This is a genomic window from Roseibium sp. RKSG952 (assembly GCF_009711355.1).
On record NZ_SMMF01000855.1, the window covers coordinates 1 to 18,075 of the forward strand.

At 55.9% G+C, this 18,075-nt stretch carries 20 protein-coding genes; 8 read left to right on the top strand and 12 right to left on the bottom strand.

The annotated features are described in order from the left end of the window. Positions 1-807: pyridoxal phosphate-dependent aminotransferase (locus tag E1297_RS10715; RefSeq protein ID WP_155137845.1), on the top strand; the 807-nt coding region annotated here is incomplete at its 5' end. Between the two features lie 361 nt (positions 808-1,168). On the opposite strand, the gene E1297_RS10720 is transcribed toward E1297_RS10715, so the two are convergent. From E1297_RS10720 to E1297_RS10730, 3 genes are all read right to left on the bottom strand, one after another. Then, positions 1,169-1,417, bottom strand: a complete 249-nt coding sequence (locus tag E1297_RS10720; RefSeq protein ID WP_155137848.1) for a hypothetical protein — start codon at positions 1,415-1,417, stop codon at positions 1,169-1,171. A 408-nt stretch (positions 1,418-1,825) separates the two neighbouring features. Continuing rightward, positions 1,826-2,782, bottom strand: coding sequence for a 2-hydroxyacid dehydrogenase (locus E1297_RS10725; RefSeq protein WP_155137852.1), 957 nt, complete (start codon positions 2,780-2,782; stop codon positions 1,826-1,828). A gap of 75 nt (positions 2,783-2,857) precedes the next feature. Continuing rightward, positions 2,858-3,424, bottom strand: a complete 567-nt coding sequence (locus E1297_RS10730) for an NADPH-dependent FMN reductase (RefSeq protein WP_155137854.1) — start codon at positions 3,422-3,424, stop codon at positions 2,858-2,860. Between the two features lie 279 nt (positions 3,425-3,703). Between E1297_RS10730 and E1297_RS10735 the strand changes: the two genes are divergently transcribed. Together E1297_RS10735 and E1297_RS10740 are read left to right on the top strand one after the other, a co-directional pair. Beyond that, positions 3,704-4,123 (top strand): universal stress protein, encoded by a 420-nt coding sequence (locus E1297_RS10735; RefSeq protein ID WP_368669519.1) that lies wholly within the window; start codon positions 3,704-3,706, stop codon positions 4,121-4,123. Between the two features lie 44 nt (positions 4,124-4,167). Next, positions 4,168-5,817 carry a BCCT family transporter gene (locus E1297_RS10740; protein WP_155137857.1) on the top strand — a complete coding sequence of 550 codons (1,650 nt, stop codon included), beginning with the start codon at positions 4,168-4,170 and terminating at the stop codon, positions 5,815-5,817. Positions 5,818-5,870: 53 nt separating this feature from the next. Here E1297_RS10740 and E1297_RS10745 read toward each other — a convergent pair whose 3' ends face one another. The 3 genes from E1297_RS10745 to E1297_RS10755 form a co-directional block, all read right to left on the bottom strand. Continuing rightward, on the bottom strand, positions 5,871-6,920 hold the full coding sequence (locus tag E1297_RS10745) for a LacI family DNA-binding transcriptional regulator (RefSeq protein ID WP_155137885.1): 1,050 nt from the start codon (positions 6,918-6,920) through the stop codon (positions 5,871-5,873). A 186-nt stretch (positions 6,921-7,106) separates the two neighbouring features. Beyond that, complete coding sequence (locus E1297_RS10750) at positions 7,107-7,637, bottom strand: OmpA family protein (protein ID WP_368669520.1); 531 nt, start codon at positions 7,635-7,637, stop codon at positions 7,107-7,109. Positions 7,638-7,666: 29 nt separating this feature from the next. Then, positions 7,667-8,311, bottom strand: a complete 645-nt coding sequence (locus E1297_RS10755; protein WP_155137860.1) for a L,D-transpeptidase — start codon at positions 8,309-8,311, stop codon at positions 7,667-7,669. Between the two features lie 165 nt (positions 8,312-8,476). Here E1297_RS10755 and E1297_RS10760 point away from each other — a divergent pair, with 165 nt between their 5' ends. Further along, entirely contained in the window at positions 8,477-8,935 is a 459-nt protein-coding gene (locus E1297_RS10760; RefSeq protein WP_209015746.1) for a methylated-DNA--[protein]-cysteine S-methyltransferase, read from the top strand. A 39-nt stretch (positions 8,936-8,974) separates the two neighbouring features. Here E1297_RS10760 and E1297_RS10765 read toward each other — a convergent pair whose 3' ends face one another. After that, positions 8,975-9,196, bottom strand: a complete 222-nt coding sequence (locus tag E1297_RS10765) for a hypothetical protein (RefSeq protein ID WP_155137863.1) — start codon at positions 9,194-9,196, stop codon at positions 8,975-8,977. A 151-nt stretch (positions 9,197-9,347) separates the two neighbouring features. Here E1297_RS10765 and chrA point away from each other — a divergent pair, with 151 nt between their 5' ends. Next, entirely contained in the window at positions 9,348-10,694 is a 1,347-nt protein-coding gene (gene chrA, locus E1297_RS10770; protein ID WP_155137866.1) for a chromate efflux transporter, read from the top strand. 33 nt (positions 10,695-10,727) lie between these two features. Here chrA and E1297_RS10775 read toward each other — a convergent pair whose 3' ends face one another. After that, positions 10,728-11,249, bottom strand: a complete 522-nt coding sequence (locus tag E1297_RS10775) for a MarR family winged helix-turn-helix transcriptional regulator (protein ID WP_155137868.1) — start codon at positions 11,247-11,249, stop codon at positions 10,728-10,730. A gap of 359 nt (positions 11,250-11,608) precedes the next feature. Here E1297_RS10775 and E1297_RS10780 point away from each other — a divergent pair, with 359 nt between their 5' ends. Beyond that, positions 11,609-12,952, top strand: a complete 1,344-nt coding sequence (locus E1297_RS10780) for an 8-oxoguanine deaminase (RefSeq protein ID WP_155137870.1) — start codon at positions 11,609-11,611, stop codon at positions 12,950-12,952. 30 nt (positions 12,953-12,982) lie between these two features. On the opposite strand, the gene E1297_RS10785 is transcribed toward E1297_RS10780, so the two are convergent. Further along, positions 12,983-14,128: an MFS transporter gene (locus E1297_RS10785; RefSeq protein ID WP_155137872.1), complete on the bottom strand. Its 1,146-nt coding sequence runs from the start codon at positions 14,126-14,128 to the stop codon at positions 12,983-12,985. Positions 14,129-14,341: 213 nt separating this feature from the next. On the opposite strand from E1297_RS10785, the gene E1297_RS10790 reads away from it, so the two are divergent. Further along, positions 14,342-15,145: a creatininase family protein gene (locus E1297_RS10790; RefSeq protein ID WP_155137874.1), complete on the top strand. Its 804-nt coding sequence runs from the start codon at positions 14,342-14,344 to the stop codon at positions 15,143-15,145. A 5-nt stretch (positions 15,146-15,150) separates the two neighbouring features. Here the strand turns inward: E1297_RS10790 and E1297_RS10795 are convergent, their stop codons facing one another. Continuing rightward, a complete protein-coding gene (locus E1297_RS10795; protein ID WP_244327718.1) occupies positions 15,151-15,843 on the bottom strand; it encodes an SDR family NAD(P)-dependent oxidoreductase in 693 nt (230 codons plus the stop codon). 510 nt (positions 15,844-16,353) lie between these two features. Here E1297_RS10795 and E1297_RS10800 point away from each other — a divergent pair. Beyond that, positions 16,354-17,328: a calcium-binding protein gene (locus E1297_RS10800; RefSeq protein WP_155137878.1), complete on the top strand. Its 975-nt coding sequence runs from the start codon at positions 16,354-16,356 to the stop codon at positions 17,326-17,328. Between the two features lie 179 nt (positions 17,329-17,507). Here the strand turns inward: E1297_RS10800 and E1297_RS10805 are convergent, their stop codons facing one another. Both E1297_RS10805 and E1297_RS49800 read right to left on the bottom strand, forming a co-directional pair. Further along, entirely contained in the window at positions 17,508-17,849 is a 342-nt protein-coding gene (locus E1297_RS10805; RefSeq protein WP_155137881.1) for a hypothetical protein, read from the bottom strand. Further along, positions 17,846-18,075 (bottom strand): hypothetical protein (locus E1297_RS49800; RefSeq protein WP_209015748.1); only part of this gene is annotated, 230 nt, incomplete at its 5' end. The genes E1297_RS49800 and E1297_RS10805, both read right to left, overlap by 4 nt.

Genomic DNA, 18,075 nt, shown 5'->3' on the forward strand with positions numbered 1-18,075 from the left:
CGCGGCCCGCATCGAAAAACCTTCACCATACCGGTTCCCATCCGGGAGGCAAACGACTTCGCCTTTTCGGCGGAAGAGACCCTTTCGCTGCTCACTGACAAGACCCGCCTGATCATCCTGAACTCCCCTGCCAATCCGACAGGGGGTGTGACACCGCGCGCTGAAATCGAAAAACTGGTGGCCGGGCTGGAAGCCTCTCCCGATGTCGCTGTGCTTTCCGACGAGATCTATGCCCAGATGACCTATGACGGCATGGAGCATGTCTCGTTGCTCGAATTCGAGGCTCTCCGCGACCGTGTGATTCTGCTTGACGGATGGTCCAAAACCTATGCCATGACCGGCTGGAGGATGGGCTATTCTGTCTGGCCGGACGGCTTGATGGACAAGGCCCGCAAACTTGCGGTCAATGCCTGGTCCTGCGTCAACGCGCCGGCCCAATATGCCGGTCTTGCGGCCCTGACGGGCCCGCAGGATGCCGTTCGCGCGATGGTCTCGGAGTTTGATCAGCGGCGCCGCATCGTGGTGGAGGGCCTGAATGCCTTGCCCGGCATCAGTTGCCGTATTCCGCTCGGCGCTTTCTACGCCTTTCCAAACATCAAGGACACCGGCTGGAAAGCCAAGGCGCTCGCCGCCTCCCTTCTGGAAGATGCAGGCGTCGCCGTCATTGGTGGTCCGGATTTCGGCGTTCTGGGCGAAGGCTACATCCGGCTAAGCTATGCAAATTCGGCCGAAAACATCTTGCGCGCACTGGAACGCATGGGTGATTTCCTGAGCAGGAGTGTCACTTGCGATCATGGCACTCGATAATTTGGACCGTTTTCCCCTCCAGGCAAGAAACCCGCCAGCAAGTCGATTGACTGGCGCCCTGCGCCTACCCTACCCGGAGCTTTGGCGATACTCGAATGGCGTCGAGAAACGTTTTCTACTGAAAAACAGATACATTACCTTGTTTTAATCTACTGCTCACAATTCCGAAATTGAGTTGGAATATACCGCGATAAATACGAATGATTTAATGTTAGAGACACAATAAGATGCTGTTAAAAACTGCGAAGCTATTTGCTGCAATAGGTGTTCTATGCGCTTTGGCATTCTCGAGCTATATCCACGCCCATGCATCAGTTACAGATCAGGGAGCTTACCGGCAGATTCAGCCTGTTGACGGATCTCAATAAGACCGATCATGGGTGTATTTCAGCTTTTTAAGCGCAATGTAATCCTGTGGTATATCCATATCGGCAATATTATCATTGTTCAGGTCGTCAAGGCCGCTTACCTCCTCCGGCCTTCCTCCCTCCTCCAACGCTCCCCTGAACAAAGCGCCGGACACATATTGCGCAGCCCACTCCAGCTGCATGTCCGGCGCATTTTCATTCTCTGAGCCTGGAGTTCGTCGCTGTTTCCAGGCAATTTGCACACACAAGTCCGCTTCTGTGTATGAGGCATATCCGCTTGCCGAGGCCCGCCGTACCATCCAGCGGTTCGAACCACCCCCATGACCAAACATGACGGCTGGCTCACCTTGGCAGAATCCGAAATGGCTATCCTTTCCGCCCAGTGCCTCGCCGGCCGCATCCCAGATGCGAAAAGTCTGGCCCTGGAGGCACCAACATGGCCAAAAGGCCGGAACTCATCAAAAGCCACGTCCAAATAAGCGCTACACGGCCGAGGATGCATGCAAAAAACTGAAACGCCTTTATCCATCCATTCAGTAGAAACAAGTCACTGGAGCTTGTCCCGGTAAATCTGATGCATTCAATTTTTGCTCTCAAGCCAGTCTTTTTGCAGTTGTTGACTGCAAACGCTCGGTGAAATGGACAATCGGCTAGGCCTTGTTGGGCGTTTCCGTCACCGGGGTCAGTGCCCGTCCTGTTTCAAACCAGCTGATCAGATTGTCCGCAACCAGAGACGCCATCGCGTCGCGTGTATGCACTGATGCGGAGCCGACATGCGGCAGAAGCACGACATTGTCGAGATCCAGCAGGCCGGGGTGTACGTGCGGTTCGTGTTCAAAGACATCAAGACCTGCGGCGGCGATTGTTCCAGCCTTCAATGCAGTGGCCAAAGCCGCTTCATCCACCGTCGGCCCTCGGCCAATATTGATGACTACTCCGTCCGGGCCGAGTGCCTCGAGAACTTTCATGTCTATGGCGTGATGCGTTTCCGGTCCGCCCGGTGCCGCGATCACCAGCGTGTCACAAGCCCCGGCGAGAGACTCAAGCGTGTCATGAAACGGAAAACCAATACCCTCCTGCTTGTGACGGCCATGATAGTGTATCTCCAGACCGAAGGCTTTGGCGCGGTGCGCAATTGCCTTTCCAATCCGGCCCAGCCCGAAAATCCCGAGACGGCGGCCACGCAAGGTTAGGGGTGTGTATTCAAAAGGCCCGTGGGCTTTCCAGTTTCCGCTGCGAAGCCATTGCTCGGCCTTGCTCAGCCGCCGGATTGTCATCAACAAAAGCGCAATCGTCGTATCGGCAACTTCTTCAGTCAGGACATCGGGCGTATTGGTGACAACAATCCCCCTGCGCGCGCAGGCAGAGACGTCGACATTGTCGTAGCCAACCCCGAAATTCGCAACAATTTCTAGATCTGGATAGGTATCGAGAAACCGCTCGTCCACGCCGATACCATTGATCGCAGCGCCCGATATAACTTTCGGCAACGTTACTCCGCCCGGTTCGGCGCTTTTAAATGGCCGAACGAGCGGAAACCGGCTTTCCAGCTTTTCTTCTAGGACAGGCCGGATCGGGTTCGGAATGACAATGATCGGGTGTTTCATGGAAAGGCCCTGAAAGAAGCGGTTGTATGAGCTAATTTCTCCAGTTCCGCCAAAATCAGCAAGCCCCAAGTTTATTCAGGCGTTTTCTGTGCGGAGGGAAAGCCGATGTTCTGCCGCCGAGCGAAGCTGAACCATCAATTGCGTCAAGAACGCGACGCTTTGCTCGTTGGCGAGACGGCCCTCGTCATCAAACGCTTTTGCAGGTCCGGCAATGAGCACTTCTGGCCCTTGCAGGATGTGAGGATTGAACGGTGTCAGGCAATGGCGCAAGGAAAACTGGGCCCGGGCCCCGCCGGTCCAACCGGCCGCCGACAGAATTGCAACCGGTTTGCCGTCGAACGGCATTGGGCTCTTGCGGCTGACCCAATCAAGCGCGTTCTTCAGGACACCCGGCAGATTCTTGTTGTATTCAGGCGTGGAAATGACAACAGCGTCCGCAATCGTGATTTCCTCGTACAACGCAACCGCCGCTTCGGGCATGCCTTCCGCATCTTCAAGATCCCCATCGTACAACGGCATTCTGAGGTTACCCAAACTGAACGCGCAGGGCCCGAAACAGCGGGCAGCTTCCTTCACCAGCTTGGTATTGTACGATCCCTTTCTCAAAGAGCCCGAAATCCCCAACAATCTCAATTCGCTCATTTCCAACTGCCTTCCTTTAAAAGTCATCATTTGACATGCCTGCACGCAAGTGTTTCGCTTGGTAAGCCTGCATTGCTGCTCAACCTTAGTTCAGAGGCATTTTGTCGCAATATCATTATATGGGAACGCACATGCGACAGCCGGGCTCCATGCGATGCGCGAGGATTCAAACGTAAAAAACCAATTGACTGTGTGCAGCCGCATGACGGCCAGCTCCACTCGCATCCACGGGAGTCGCCAATCGAACAACGGAAAATACCAACCAATGGGGAGAAACGGGTGTTTCACAAAATAATGGTGCCTATTGACCTGGCCCATGCAAACAAACTGACAAAAGCCGTAGAGGCCGCCGCAGGTCTCGCAGCACAACATAATGCGCCAATTGTCTTCGTCGCGGTAACAGCTTCGACACCGGGCCCCTTGGCCCACAACCCTGACGAATTTGCAAAAAGACTTGACGATTTTGCACAGCAGCAAGCGACAAAGTACGGGATTTCCGCCGAAGCGCGAACTGTGGTCACACATGACCCTGCAGTAGATCTCAACAACCACCTGATCAGGGCGATCAAAGACACCGGCGCCGATGTCGTCGTCATGGCGTCCCACATCCCGAATGTTGCTGACCACATTTGGCCCTCGCATGGTGGAACCATAGCAACTCACACCAATGCCTCGGTGTTTCTCGTCCGGGAGCAGTAACCGAACGGGCCTGCAGCAGCAAGTATTCAGAGGGGACAGCTCCAATGAGCGATGACACAACAAATGAAACTAATAATGCAGGTATTCGAGAGCCGGAAGGCGCCTCGGATATTATCGACACGGATTACGAGATCGGTCAGGACAACATCGAGACATCGGTCGGACCGTTTAACCTTGACATCCACAATCCGGTATTCCTGGTCTCAGGCTTGGCCATTGTGGCGTTTGTATTCCTCACACTCGCCTTCCAGACCGATGTCGGACCGCTTTTCGACGGTCTCCGGAAGTGGCTGACCGGGAACCTTGACTGGTTCTTCATCATTTCCGGCAACATTTTTGTACTGCTTTGCCTGTTTCTGATCGTCTCGCCATACGGCAGAGTGCGAATCGGAGGCAAGGAAGCGACGCCCGACTATTCCTATTTTGGCTGGTTAGCAATGCTTTTCGCTGCGGGCATGGGCATTGGCCTTATGTTTTTTGGCGTTCTCGAACCAGTCTACCACATGGCTTTCTCGTCTCCGCTCGGTGTTCCGTCACCATTTGATGCGGATGGCAATCTGATCCCGGCAAATGTCGACGCCGCGCGGGCGATGGGAATGGCTGCGACCATCTATCATTGGGGTCTGCATCCCTGGGCGATCTACGCGATCGTGGCGCTGGCCTTGGCGCTTTTTTCCTTCAACAAGGGCTTGCCGCTGACGATGCGCTCCGTTTTCTATCCGATTTTCGGAGAACGGACTTGGGGGTGGCCGGGGCATGTCATTGATATCCTGGCTGTGTTTGCGACCTTGTTTGGCTTGGCGACTTCCTTGGGTTTCGGAGCCCAGCAAGCCAATGCTGGCCTCGATTTCGTGTTTGGCATCCCGGTGAACAACACGACCCAGGTGGTTCTGATTCTCGGTATTACCGTTGTCGCCCTGATATCGGTCATCCGCGGTCTGGATGGCGGGGTGAAAGTCCTGTCAGAAATCAATATGTTGATCGCGGCTCTATTGTTGGTTTTTGTAATTGCCGCAGGACCGACAGCGGATTTGATCTCGGGCTTTTTCGGAAATGTCGCAGCCTACATGAAGAGCATTGTACCATTGTCCATGCCGTTTGGCCGCGCAGATGACGGCTTCCGCCAAGGATGGACATCGTTCTACTGGGCATGGTGGATTTCCTGGTCACCCTTTGTCGGAATGTTTATCGCGCGGGTTAGCCGTGGGCGGACCGTACGCGAATTCATCATCTGCGTACTGATCGTTCCGACGATCGTGTCGGTCATCTGGATGACCGCGTTCGGCGACACGGCCATCAATCAGGTCCTGACCCAAACCGGCAGCCAGGTCCACCAATACGTGATCGAGAGCTACAGCCCGGAGCTGTCCCTGTTCGGCATGCTCGCGGATCTGCCTTTCGCAAAAATCACGTCCATCATAGCCGTGATCCTGGTCATCGTGTTCTTCGTGACGTCGTCCGACTCCGGATCCCTCGTCATCGATACGATCACCGCAGGCGGCAAGGTTGACGCGCCGGTTTCCCAGCGCGTTTTCTGGTGCACGTTTGAAGGTCTGGTTGCGATCGCGCTCTTGCTTGGAGGCGGCCTCGGCGCACTTCAGGCCATGTCGGTTTCAACCGGATTTCCGTTTACCATCGTCCTGCTGATGGCATGTTACGCGATCATCAAGGGCCTTGCCAACGAGCCGCGATAAGGGCTGAGTGTCCAATCAACCAGAGGGCGGCCAACCGGCCGCCCTTTTTGAAATCAGATCTCTTGCGCAAGGCGGACACCCGGAGACGGCGAACTTTCCCGAACCCGCAGTTCCGGCTCGATCAGGATTGGCTTGTACGGAACGCGTTCGCCTGCCACCTGCCGCAACAGGGTCAGGGCAGCCAACCTGCCGATCTTGTCCGCGTGATTGCAAACACTTGTCAAAGCCGGCGTCCTGCTGTCGGCACCGTCAATGTCATCGTAACCGGTAAGCGCCATTTCGGGGCCAGGCTCAATGCCAGCCCGGCGTAACGCCGTCATGATCCCGAAAGCAACAAGGTCGTTGAACCCCATGATTGCTGTCGGACGGTGTTCAGCCGACAGGATTTCGGGGACGGCTGCCCGCCCGTGGGCCTGTGTCATCAACTCCGGCAGATCCAACTGCGCGGCCGGGTCGATTCCGGCTTCCGTCAACGCCTTCTTCCAGCCCGCATGGCGATCCCGGCCAGTTGAGCTGGTTCGGCGCCCCCCCACCATCCCGATCCGTGAATGCCCTTGGGAAATCAGGTGTTTTGTTGCAAGATAGCCGCCGGTCAGGTCATCGCCGTGCACACAGGGAGCCCATACTCCGGAAATTTCCCGCGCCATCAGGGTGACGGGAATTCCCTGCCCGACCAACCGATTGATTTCCTCGGCGGTTGTCCCGACCGACGGACACAGGATCAACCCGTCCGCCCTATGCTGGAGCAGCGTGTTGACGAATGCCCGCTGGCGTTTGACATCGTCGCGATGGTTGCAAATGAAAATCATCTGCCCCTGCTCTTCCAGAACATCCTCAAGTGCGGAAAAGACCTCGGCAAAATACGGATTAAGAATATCGTGAACCGCAACGCCCACGATCTGGCTGCGTGCGGTTCGCAAAGACGCGGCAGAGCGATTGTAGATATAGCCGATTTCCTCGGCAGTCTGCTTGACCTTGGCCCTGGTATCCTCGGCAACCAGAGGGCTGTCCCGCAAGGCAAGGGAAACAGTCGCCGTCGACAGCCCCAAATGATCTGCAATATGTCCAAGGGTTAGCCGCTTGCCCGGCTTGGCGGAAAGCATTTCCGTTTTTTCCGGTTCCCCCCTGCCGTCCTCAACGTGCATTGGGGGCAGTCCGGGACTGGGTTTGGTTTTCGAACCGGAGTCTTTGTCACTCATATAACGAACTCGGCGCCCGGGATCAGGGCAACAAAACAAAAAGAGGACGGGCCTTGGAAAGGCCCGCCGCGAATCAGCAGAATGTTCCTCTTACCTCTGTGGAGCCGATTCGTCGAATTCTTCGCGCAAATTGACCACGACGCGGCGATTTTGCGATTGGCAAGTGATGTCATCGCAATCGGTGACAGGCCGCTCGATGCCATATCCTTTCGCCCACATGCGTCTGCGGTCAACGCCCTGAGCCGCCAAGGCGTTCATGACAGCATCCGCACGGCGTGTCGACAGCGCCTTGTTTGCTGCTTCTCCGCCCGGTTCGTCCGCATGCCCCTGAACCTTGACCAGCCACTTCTTGTTGTCCTTGAGCCAGTCAGCCTGCCGGACAATCGTCATCTGGGCTTCTTCGGAGATCTGCGCCGACCCCTTGTCGAAATAGATCCGCCGGCCAACGTTCAACATGAAGTCTTCTTCGGATCCCGGCTTCATGTCGACGAATCCCAAAGCGGTGGCATTGGTTACATCCGGTGTCGACACGTTTCCAGTACTGTTACAGCCAGCAACGACCAGCGCGGTGGCCAGAACGGCCCATTTGCCCGCGCTTTCCAAAAATGCACTTGATATCACTCAGTCCCCCGATTGATTGCCTTCGGCGCTTACCCTGCGCTTGTCCCCAAATGCTCCAGCACCAGCACCCGCGTCCCTTTCGGTGCTCGCTGATAAAGGTCAATAATGTCTTCAGGGAACATCCGGATACAGCCACTCGAAACGTCCTGCCCGATGCTCCACGGCTCCAATGTTCCGTGAAGGCGGTAGCCCGTGTCCACACCGTCCCGGTATAGATACATGGCACGTGGTCCGAGCGGATTGTTTGCGGCTCCGCCTTCGACCAACCTCGGCAAGTCAGGCTGGCGCTTCAGCATCTCGGGAGGCGGCACCCACCTGGGCCAGAGAGCCTTCCGGTCAACGCGGGCCCTGCCATACCACTTGAAGCCTTCGCGACCGACGCCCACACCATAACGAAGCGCAGTATTGTTTTCCCATACAACGTAGAGAAAGTGATTGTTTGTGTCGACGACGATGGACCCGGGCGGTTCGGAGCTGAAATATTTCACCATCTGCCGCCGCCAAACGGGATCAATCTTCTCGAAATTCGTTTGCCGGTACCGGAAACCATTGTCTTGGGTAACGCCATTGAAATAGGAGCTGGCCGAAGCACGCCCGGTCAACAATCCAGGCGCCGCAAGAGCCGCACACGATCCGAGGGCCGCAGCAACAAAAGCGCGTCTGTTTAACGCCATCACAAAGTCCCCTTTAAACCGTGGCCGTAAAACCACTGATCCAAACAACTCTATAAGGCTTGAGAAAGTCCGTTACGTCAACTTAAAGCAACACGTTGGGGAAGGTGTTTTTCCGGACGCCGCGATCAGCTAAACAATTATCACAATGGATTCGCCGGAGGCAGCGTGCCAAGCATTTCGCTCGATACAATCGTTGGAACGGTTACGATCATGGAGGAAAGAGGACGCATTTCCCGGCTGTCCTGGGGGGCCGGCGTGCAGGAAGTAGCTGGAACGCCCCTGCTGCGGGAGGCAGCCGGACAACTCGAAGCCTATTTTGCTGGCGAACTGAAAAGGTTCGATCTACCACTGGCACCAGACGGCTCGGACTTCAATCAAGCCGTCTTCAAGGCCATGTCGGAAATACCTTATGGAGAAACACGAACCTACGGACAGATCGCAGCCAACTTGAAAACCTTCGGTCAGCCGGTGGGCCGCGCCTGCGGGGCCAACCCAATCCCGATTGTAATTCCCTGCCACCGTGTCTTGTCCGCAACCGGACTTGGAGGCTATTCCGGCAGCGGCGGCCTCGACACAAAGATCGCTCTTCTAAAACTGGAAGGCGGGTATCCTTTTCTACTCTGATCATTGGCCCGCAACACAGGTTTCTTCCAGCCGATCAATCTACGCCATGCCGTGCACGACCGCGACGATCACAAAGGCAACCACTGCAAAAGCTGCCACATGCTTCAGAATATTGTCTTGCGCAGAGCGTCGCGGCGCGTTCCGCGGCACCTGACTAAGCCCCGGCCGTCCAAACGAACGGTTTGAGACCTTGCGAAACCGCTTTTTCAAATCTTCTGCGCGCCGCGCTCCGCGGTCTTCGTCAATGGTATTGTGAGCCATTTCAATTCTCACAGGTTTGATGAACAACTCGATAAGTATCAGATAAGAACGGCAGGGCCCTTGTTCAATTTGAAGCGCCACAGGATGCATTGTCTTGGCATTTTCATCAGGCTTGCGTACCAATCGCCGGGACTGAACAGGCAAAGGCACCATGCTGACAAAAGAGAACCCGGATTTTCAGAAACAGGGAACCGGCGGCACAGACACTGACCCGCCATTGGACGAGCTTTTCAAAACGTCCCTGAAAGTCGGCATCTTTTCCTTCGGTGGCCCTGCGGCTCAGATCTCGATGATGCATCAGGAATTTGTCGAGCGCCGGAAATGGCTTTCCGAGGACCGGTTTCTGCACGCCCTGAATTATTGCATGCTGCTCCCCGGTCCGGAGGCCCAGCAACTTGCCACCTATTGCGGCTGGATCGCGGGACGCAGCTGGGGCGGATTGATCAGTGGGTTGCTGTTTATCCTGCCGGGCGCGGTCGCCATGGCATTTGTGAGCTGGATCTACGCACGTTTTGGAAGCGTTGGCGTCATTGATGCCCTGTTTTACGGCATCAAGGCCGGTGTCCTCGCAGTTGTCTTGCAGGCCCTTTTCAAAGTGGCTCAAAAAGCTCTCAAAAACGCACTAGCCTGGGGCATATCTCTCGCATCGTTTGTTGCATTGTTTTTATTTTCAATACCCTTCCCGATCGTCATTGTGCTCGCCGCGTTTGCCGGAATGGTGTTTGGCAAGACCGGTCCACCCAACCCGGAGGGGCAAAACATCACTCCCTCACCATCCGTTTATCGAACACTGCGAGCACTCGCCATCGGCTTGATCTTGTGGGCAGCACCAGCGGTCTTCGCGGCCTGGGCCTTGACGCCCGATCACATCCTGATCGACATCGCCAGCTTCTTTGCCACACTGGCAGCCGTCAGTTTTGGTGGCGCTTATGCCCTGCTGAGTTACATGGCGCAGGTTGCAGTTGAAACCAAGAATTGGCTGACCGCAGGCGAAATGCTGGATGGCCTCGGGCTTGCCGAAACCACACCCGGACCGCTTATTCTGGTTACGCAATTCGTCGGTTTTCTGGCCGGGTGGCGGCAGCCGGAGCCGTTTTCACCGCTGACCGGCGGTCTGCTTGCTGCCTTCATGACGACATGGGTCACGTTCGTACCCAGTTTCATGCTTGTCCTGGCCGGGGCTCCCTGGATGGAAAAGCTGCGCGGCAATCAACATCTGACTGCTGCCCTGACCGGGATCACCGCCGCAGTGACCGGAACCATTCTCAATCTTGCGGTCTGGTTCGCTCTGAATGTGCTGTTCAAGGATATCAGGGAGTTTTCGGCAGGCCCCGCGACGATTGTCTACCCCCGCATTGAGAGTGCGGACCCGGGCCTTGTCGCGATTGCATGCGTTGCAACAGCGCTTGTGTTTTGGGCTCGGCGCGGAGTTGCCACCGTGGTCATCCTGACCGCCCTCCTTGGACTTGCACTTCGTGCCGTCACCACTGGTCTTTGAACCAGGGTGGCGGCATCACAAGCTGGACAGCTCTCAGGCTGTGGCGAGGATAACCGGTCCGTCCTTGCGTGCCGTTTCGTCCCCGTCAGGTTCCATATCGCTCTCGTGTTCCGGATCATCGTCCAGCGATATGGACAGGTTTTTTTCCACTTGACGCAGGAGCTTGCGCAGCTTTTTGCGGTCCTTGTCGTCCAGACCGGCCATTGCCTCACGCTCAAGCCGTTTCCAGGCCTTGTCGACATTCTCGACCAGTGCACGTCCGGTTTCTGTCAAATGAACCCGGGCCAAACGGCCATCGGAGTCCGAGACCTGACGGCGCACATACCCTTGCGCCGACAACCGCGTCACCATCTTGGTAACCGTCGGAGGCTGGACGCCCAACGCCAAAGCCAGCTGGCTCATGGTCCGGCCATCCGCATCGGCCAACACTTTCAATACGAGTTCCTGGCCCGGATGCAGGCCAATTCGCATCAGATGGGCCCCGGACCGGGCCCGTTGCGCCTTTGCAGCCTGAACGAGACGGAAGGTCACGCTCTTCTTGTAGTTGAATGCCATAGATGAGGCCCCCATTCCCCAATCCGCCAGACAAGCGGCCTGGCCCGCTTTCAATGTGCGGAACATTAGCCGTGCTATTTAACCGACGAATGACAGTACAGACCCGGTGAAAACAAATTGTGAAGCCGGGTAATCTGCACACGGTTTCACGCATCGCGGTTGCGGACCGAATGAACTCCGGATTGCGAGTGGCCATAGTAGATGCGTAGACAACCGTGCTATCGCGGTCCTGACATAGACAAAATTTAAGAATTTAATGTTTTTTCTGACACCGTGCACCAATCCCATCCTGCGCGGAACTCGGGTGCTCCATTTTACGGAACGCTATCAAGCCCGCAGGTCCAGACAAGGACCCACCCATGCGTTTGTGGATCAAGGACCCGATCGCCATTCTCGCCGAACATGCCGGGAGCGGTATTGTTGTCGAAGACGGTATCATTGTGGAGCTCGTCCCGTCCGGCAAGAAGCCGATGCTTCCGGTCGAGCAAACGTTCGACGCGTCGAGGCATGTCATCACGCCCGGTCTCGTCAACACACACCATCACTTCTACCAGACCCTCACCCGAGCCCACCCCGATGCGATCAACAAGGAGCTGTTTCCCTGGCTGAGGGCCCTTTACCCGGTCTGGGCCAAGGTTCTGACACCCGATGCGTTTCGTGTTGCAACACGGCTTGCCCTGACAGAATTGATGCTTTCGGGCTGCACCACCGCATCAGACCATCATTATGTCTTTCCCGAAGGTCTGGAAAACGCGATTGACATTCAGGCAGAGGAAGCCGAACGCGTCGGATTGCGCATGACCGTGACCCGCGGCTCGATGAACCTCAGCCAAAAAGACGGCGGTTTGCCACCGGACGCTGTTGTTCAGGATGAAGACACCATTCTGGCTGACTGTGAACGTGTGCTGTCGCGCTACCATGACCGCAGAAAGGGTTCGAAGTTGCAGGTTGCGCTTGCGCCGTGCTCACCCTTTTCGGTTACCTCATCTCTGATGCGGCAAACGGCGGAATTGGCTGAAAGTCACGATTGCCAGCTTCACACGCATCTCGGAGAAACCCATGACGAAGACAGTTTCTGCCTCGAAAAGCTTGGCCGCCGCCCGGTGGACTATCTGGAAGACTGTGGCTGGCTGACGAACCGCACATGGCTGGCGCATGGCATTCACTTCAATGACGATGAAGTCAGGCGCCTTGGCCACGCCTGTGTCGGCATCTGCCACTGCCCCACGTCCAACATGGTGCTCGGATCCGGACAGTGCCGGACAAAAGAACTGGAAGCGGCCGGCTGTTCCGTCGGCCTCGGCGTCGACGGATCCGCGTCAAACGACAACTCAAACCTCATGGAAGGCGTCCGCCACGCGCTGATGCTCAACCGGCTCACCTACGATCCGGCCAGTGTAACCCATCTCGATGCATTCCGATGGGGGACGGAAGGATCGGCCAGGTGCCTGGGCCGCAATGACATTGGTGCCATCAGGACAGGCATGATGGCCGACCTTGCATTTTACACGCTTGATGACCTTCGGTTTTCGGGTTCGGGAGATCCGTTGGCAGCACTTGTTTTGTGCGGCGCACATCATGCTGACCGCGTGATGATCCACGGCGACTGGACGGTCACGGACGGGCAGCCGGTGACGGTTGATGTGGAGCGTTTGCGAAAAGAACATGGCGAGGCTGCCAAACGCGCTCTGGAAGCCGTCTAGATTATCAAGCCATCTGTCCATGCGGCAGGGTCACGACCGTCCCGGCCGCATGAAACCGGCTAGGACCGGAATAAGAAGCGATAGGATCGCCACCAGCAGGAACGATGTTCGCAAGGAAAACGCATCGCCAATAAAACCAAGAACGGGTGGCCCGAAAAGGAAAGCACCATAGCCAAGCGTTGCAACGGCAGCCAGGGCAGCGCCCCGGGAGCGGGTCGTGTCCGCAGCCGCTCGCGACATGGCCAGCGGAAACAGTGTGGCGTATCCTAGCCCCATGATCGCGCAGCCCAGCCAAACGATCCAGACCGATAGACCCGACACCAGAAGGAGCCCGCCAATGACGGCGGCGCATCCGCTGGCGCGCGCGACTTCAACCGCTCCGAACCGCGCGATGATCCGGTCTCCCAGCAAGCGCATCACCACCATTGCCGCGGAAAAGACCGAGAAAGCAACTGCCGAAACCGAGGTTTCGTATCCAAGCTCGGTAATCTGGTAAAGTGCAGCCCAGTCCGTGATCGCCCCTTCCCCCAACGCCGCGACCAGAGCAATCAGTCCTACATAAAGCAAGGCCCCTGTCGGGATGGCAAGCAGCGGGGCTTTCCCGCCAGTCTGCTTTGGCTCCGGTTCAAAGCTCCATGGAACAAGCAGTGCCAGAATCGGCAGGACGCCGACAATAGCCCCCCAACCGGCAAAGTGTTGCGGGACGGAAAAGCCGAACCAGATGGCCAGCGCCCCAGCGCCTGCGCCAACACCCGCTCCGAGGCTATAGAGCCCATGGTACGACGACATCACCGGACGCCCGAGTTCCTTTTCGACTTCAGCGCCCCAGCCATTCATCGCCACATCAAGGGCTCCGATAAAGAACCCGGTCATCAACACAACCGGCACCATGAACCAGAGGGTTGCGCCGAACCCCAGCAGAACAAAAAAGGCAAGCAGTGCAAAGGAACACGCTTTTGTCACCATGGCCGCCCCGCGCCGGTCAATCAGATGCCCTGCGATCGGGAATGACACAAATGCGCCTATCGCCATTACGAGAAGGATCAGACCAAAGCCGGCTTCATCAAGGTCCAGCCGCTGCTTGATGTCGGGAATACGCGAAGCCCAAACACCAAGAAAAGTTCCCATCATGAAGAAAATCGCCGCAACGGCCCGGCGCGCGTGAACAGCTTGCATGTCTGTACCGAAAGTTGGAGACGTGCATCCTTCACGCCAATGATCGCATCGGCCTCAAACTAGTCGAATGACAATTCCCCCAGCAAGGGACTTCAAGAGGAATTCAGGCATAGGCAAAACCGGTGAACATTCGCCCTCCCCCATGAAACACATGACCAATTGCGTATAAACCGGATAGTGTCACAGCACATTGAAGAGACCGGACCGGATATCATGTTCCCAAAACGCCATTGGCACGAAATGACCACAGTCGACTTTCAGGACCCATCTGTCCGAGACTGGATTGCGGTTCTCCCGGTCGCGGCAATCGAACAGCATGGACCCCATCTCCCGGTCTTCACGGATTCGGCCATCGCAGAAGGTCAGATCCGCAGAACGCTCGAATTGTTGCCTGAGGATATACCGGCAACCTTTCTTCCCCTCCAGCAGATCGGCAAGTCAAACGAGCATATCTCCTCACCGGGTACACTGACCCTTTCCTGGGAGACTGTCACGAAGGCTTGGATCGAGATTGGTGAAAGCGTCGCGCGCGCCGGGGTGCGCAAACTGGTTCTGATCAATGCCCATGGCGGAAATGGTCCCGTCCTCGATACCGTTGCACTCGAACTGCGCAATGCCCACGACATGCTGGTTGTTGCCACATCCTGGCTCCGGTTCGGACAACCGGAAAACCTCTTTCCGGAAAAAGAGTTCACCTACGGCATTCACGGCGGGGACATCGAAACATCGATCATGCTGCATCTTCATCCAGACCTTGTCCGGACGGATCTCGCCCGCGACTTCACTTCGGCACAGCAGGACTTCATCGAGGAGTTCAAATATCTAAGGGCGCACGGCAAACAGCAATTCGGCTGGAAAGCGCAAGACCTGAACGAAACCGGCGCGCTCGGAAATGCGCGGGCAGCAACCGCCGAAAAGGGAAAGGCCTCACTGGATCACGCGGCGGAGGGCTTCGTGGATCTGCTGCGCGATGTACATGCTTTCGACCTGTCGCGCTTATGGAGTGACAAGGCTTAGCCATCTTACCATGGAATTCTTTTGCCCATGTGATCAAAAAAACAACCGTTGTCTTCAGCACGCAAGCGTTCGATGACACCAAGCAACCGCGCGGCGGACCGGCCAGGCGACTGAACCTCAAGCCCCGTTTTGGCAAATTGTCCAGAGAGCGGCGTGTCGACTGTTCCAGGGTGAAGGGCCACGCAAATGGCTTGTCTGTTTTTGCGCCTCAACTCGATCGACGCAGTGCGCACCAGCTGGTTCAGTGCAGCCTTTGAAGCCCTGTAGCTGTACCAGCCGCCGGTGTGATTGTCCTCAATCGAGCCGACACGGGCCGAGAGCGTGGCAAAAACCGACTTTCGATCCTTCGGCAGGAGCGGCAGAAAGTGCTTCATGAGGAGGCCCGGCCCAATCGCGTTGACCAAAAATGCGTTTTGCATTTCCTTCGGGTCCAGTTGCCGCCAGCTCTTTTCCGGCTGATGCCCCTCCCAGCTCAAAACGCCTGTGGCATCGATCACGAGCTGGATGTCACCCGAAATTTTCTGACAATAAGCGGCACACGCTTCGATCGCCCGCTCATCCTTCAAGTCCAAAACGGGTGTCGTCGCCCTGCTCAAACCAACCACCCGCTGCCAGAGCCCGCTGCCCTCAAGCTGGCGATATAGTGCTTCGCCGATACCGCCCGACTGCCCTATCACTATGGCCGTGCCAAATCCCATCATCTCTCCTGGCATGTGTTCATTGCGGGCTTGTCATCCTTGCCGTTGCAGCTGCCACAAAAGCTGTCGTTTGTTTTGCCAGAGGCAACGTCGGATCGCCCCCCTCAATGTCACCTGGTTTCAATACACCTCGCCTCCAAAAGACTTGCTCTCGCTCGGAATACAATGCGAAAATATAATAACATTACATTACAAATGATATGAGCTTAAGCTTATCTCCTTTGCACAAAAATTCATTACTCGAGCGGCAGGTCTGGTTTAAAATCCAACAAAGCAACAACAGATAGAAAAAAACATTGGCATTTTCATATTTACAATAAATAACAATATATATTTAAACTACTGAAAAATTTCATAAATTAATTCATTAATAATATTTAATTATAAGTATATTTATATTTTATTCTTAATGAACTCTAATAAAAACAGAGAAACCCAGAGTTTCTCGATCATGTCCTGTGCCAAGGCAGGGTGCGTGGGACGTTTTTGCAAACGTTTCTGGAGAGTAAAATGGCAATTTCACGTGCACTTCCCGCAGATGCGGTCGTTATTACTGAAAATACATCCGGAGAACTGTTCCAGTTTTCTCGAGCCAGCCAGATCCTGCAAAATGCCGGGGCGGACTCTGAAGTCGTCTACTCACTATCGGGTGCCGATGCCGATCTGTTCACCATCGACGCCAATGGCATCGTCAGCCTCGCCGACGGACTCGACTATGAAAACCCGGCCGACAGCGACGCCGACGGATCCTATGACGTCATCATCACCGCAAGCTTTGAAAACAAAAGAGGCGTTGAAGTGACAGTAACCCAGGATGTCACAATTGCCGTCGAAGATGACCCGGATGAGGAGGGAATCACGGTCGACGAGGACACCAACACCTACATCGGAACAGAAAGTGATGACGAAATCCGCACCACCGACTCGGCCGACACGGTGGAAGCCCTTGGCGGTGATGATTTTGTGTACACCGATTCTGGAGATGACTGGATTTCCGGCGGCTCCGGCAATGACGAGTTGCGCGGCGGAGGCGGACAGGACACGATCTACGGAGATGAAGGCGATGATCTGGTAATCGGCAACGGCTCAGATGACTTGCTTTATGGCGGCCTTGGCAATGACGACCTCAGGGGTGGCGGCGGGATCGATCTGGTTGACGGCGGTGCCGGGGATGACACGCTCGCTGGAGGGCGGAACGACGACACATTCGTGCTATCGACCGGAAACGATATCATCACGGACTTCGATCCCGCTGCAGAGACCATCGTTCTGAACGATGCCACGTTTACCTATGTCGATGAAAACGGCGATACCACCACGGCATCGGGTGTTGACGCGGCCTTGGCTGCGCTGACTGACACGGAAGACGGAGCGTCCTTCACCTACATGATGGACGGGGAAGAGGGAACCCTGACCATCTCCGGAGTGACAGCATCAGACCTGAGCACAAGCTCGTTCCTGACTTCCGAAGACGATATCGCGTAATAGCCTCCAACCCGCGCTCAAGACAGCATCGCCGGTTAGCACGGCCGGCGATGCAATCCTATGGTGGGCCGGGGTGTTTTTTCTTGGCGCTCCTCAATCAGCGCGCACCCCGCGCCTCGGCGTTTTTGAGCGCAATGCAAGCTGCCTGCAAAGGAGACGCTTCATTGGGTATGGCTAAATTATATCATTTCGACAGACAGAACGAGACGGCCATCGGCCAGTTCAAATACGGTCAAGCCTCTTGAGCCATAGTAGCCCTCCAGAATTTGCCATGTGCGTTCCGAACAGATTTGCGCCTTTTCCGCCATGTCCAAAGTGTTAGAGGATACGCCACTCGCGCGCGCCGTCGCCTCTTGCTCTTCTCCGAGCCAAGCGCGCGCCGCCCGCAAAAAACAGGCCCTGCTGTGCATCTCGTCAATCATGCGGTGTATATTGAGTGCACTTTGCGGCAAAATACCGATGAAAATACCAATAAAGATATTTATTTGAGCCGGAACATGGTCCTGGCGCTGATTGTTCACAAACGCGCCTTGGTCAAAACAGGATATTTGAATTGCCCGCTGCAGAGTTTCTCTGGGCATTCTGGCAAGCAGACTTCCTGCTCACATCTGCTTTGATCTGGAGCACGCCGGGCAAGATCGTGTTTCTCCGGGCCACTTGCCCCCGGCACGGCGAAACAGCACCGTTCATTGACACCCCAGGAGTTTGCCGCTTCCATTTTATGTCCTATCATTTTGCCAAGAACCC

Bases quoted from the DNA above. Each gene is read 5' to 3' on its own strand.
- E1297_RS10725 (WP_155137852.1), bottom strand. From the start codon at position 2,782: ATGAAACACCCGATCATTGTCATTCCGAACCCGATCCGGCCTGTCCTA.
- E1297_RS10730 (WP_155137854.1), bottom strand. From the start codon at position 3,424: ATGAGCGAATTGAGATTGTTGGGGATTTCGGGCTCTTTGAGAAAGGGA.
- E1297_RS10740 (WP_155137857.1), top strand. From the start codon at position 4,168: ATGAGCGATGACACAACAAATGAAACTAATAATGCAGGTATTCGAGAG.
- E1297_RS10745 (WP_155137885.1), bottom strand. From the start codon at position 6,920: ATGCTTTCCGCCAAGCCGGGCAAGCGGCTAACCCTTGGACATATTGCA.
- E1297_RS10755 (WP_155137860.1), bottom strand. From the start codon at position 8,311: ATGGCGTTAAACAGACGCGCTTTTGTTGCTGCGGCCCTCGGATCGTGT.
- E1297_RS10765 (WP_155137863.1), bottom strand. From the start codon at position 9,196: ATGGCTCACAATACCATTGACGAAGACCGCGGAGCGCGGCGCGCAGAA.
- chrA (WP_155137866.1), top strand. From the start codon at position 9,348: ATGCTGACAAAAGAGAACCCGGATTTTCAGAAACAGGGAACCGGCGGC.
- E1297_RS10775 (WP_155137868.1), bottom strand. From the start codon at position 11,249: ATGGCATTCAACTACAAGAAGAGCGTGACCTTCCGTCTCGTTCAGGCT.
- E1297_RS10780 (WP_155137870.1), top strand. From the start codon at position 11,609: ATGCGTTTGTGGATCAAGGACCCGATCGCCATTCTCGCCGAACATGCC.
- E1297_RS10785 (WP_155137872.1), bottom strand. From the start codon at position 14,128: ATGCAAGCTGTTCACGCGCGCCGGGCCGTTGCGGCGATTTTCTTCATG.
- E1297_RS10790 (WP_155137874.1), top strand. From the start codon at position 14,342: ATGTTCCCAAAACGCCATTGGCACGAAATGACCACAGTCGACTTTCAG.
- E1297_RS10795 (WP_244327718.1), bottom strand. From the start codon at position 15,843: ATGGGATTTGGCACGGCCATAGTGATAGGGCAGTCGGGCGGTATCGGC.
- E1297_RS10800 (WP_155137878.1), top strand. From the start codon at position 16,354: ATGGCAATTTCACGTGCACTTCCCGCAGATGCGGTCGTTATTACTGAA.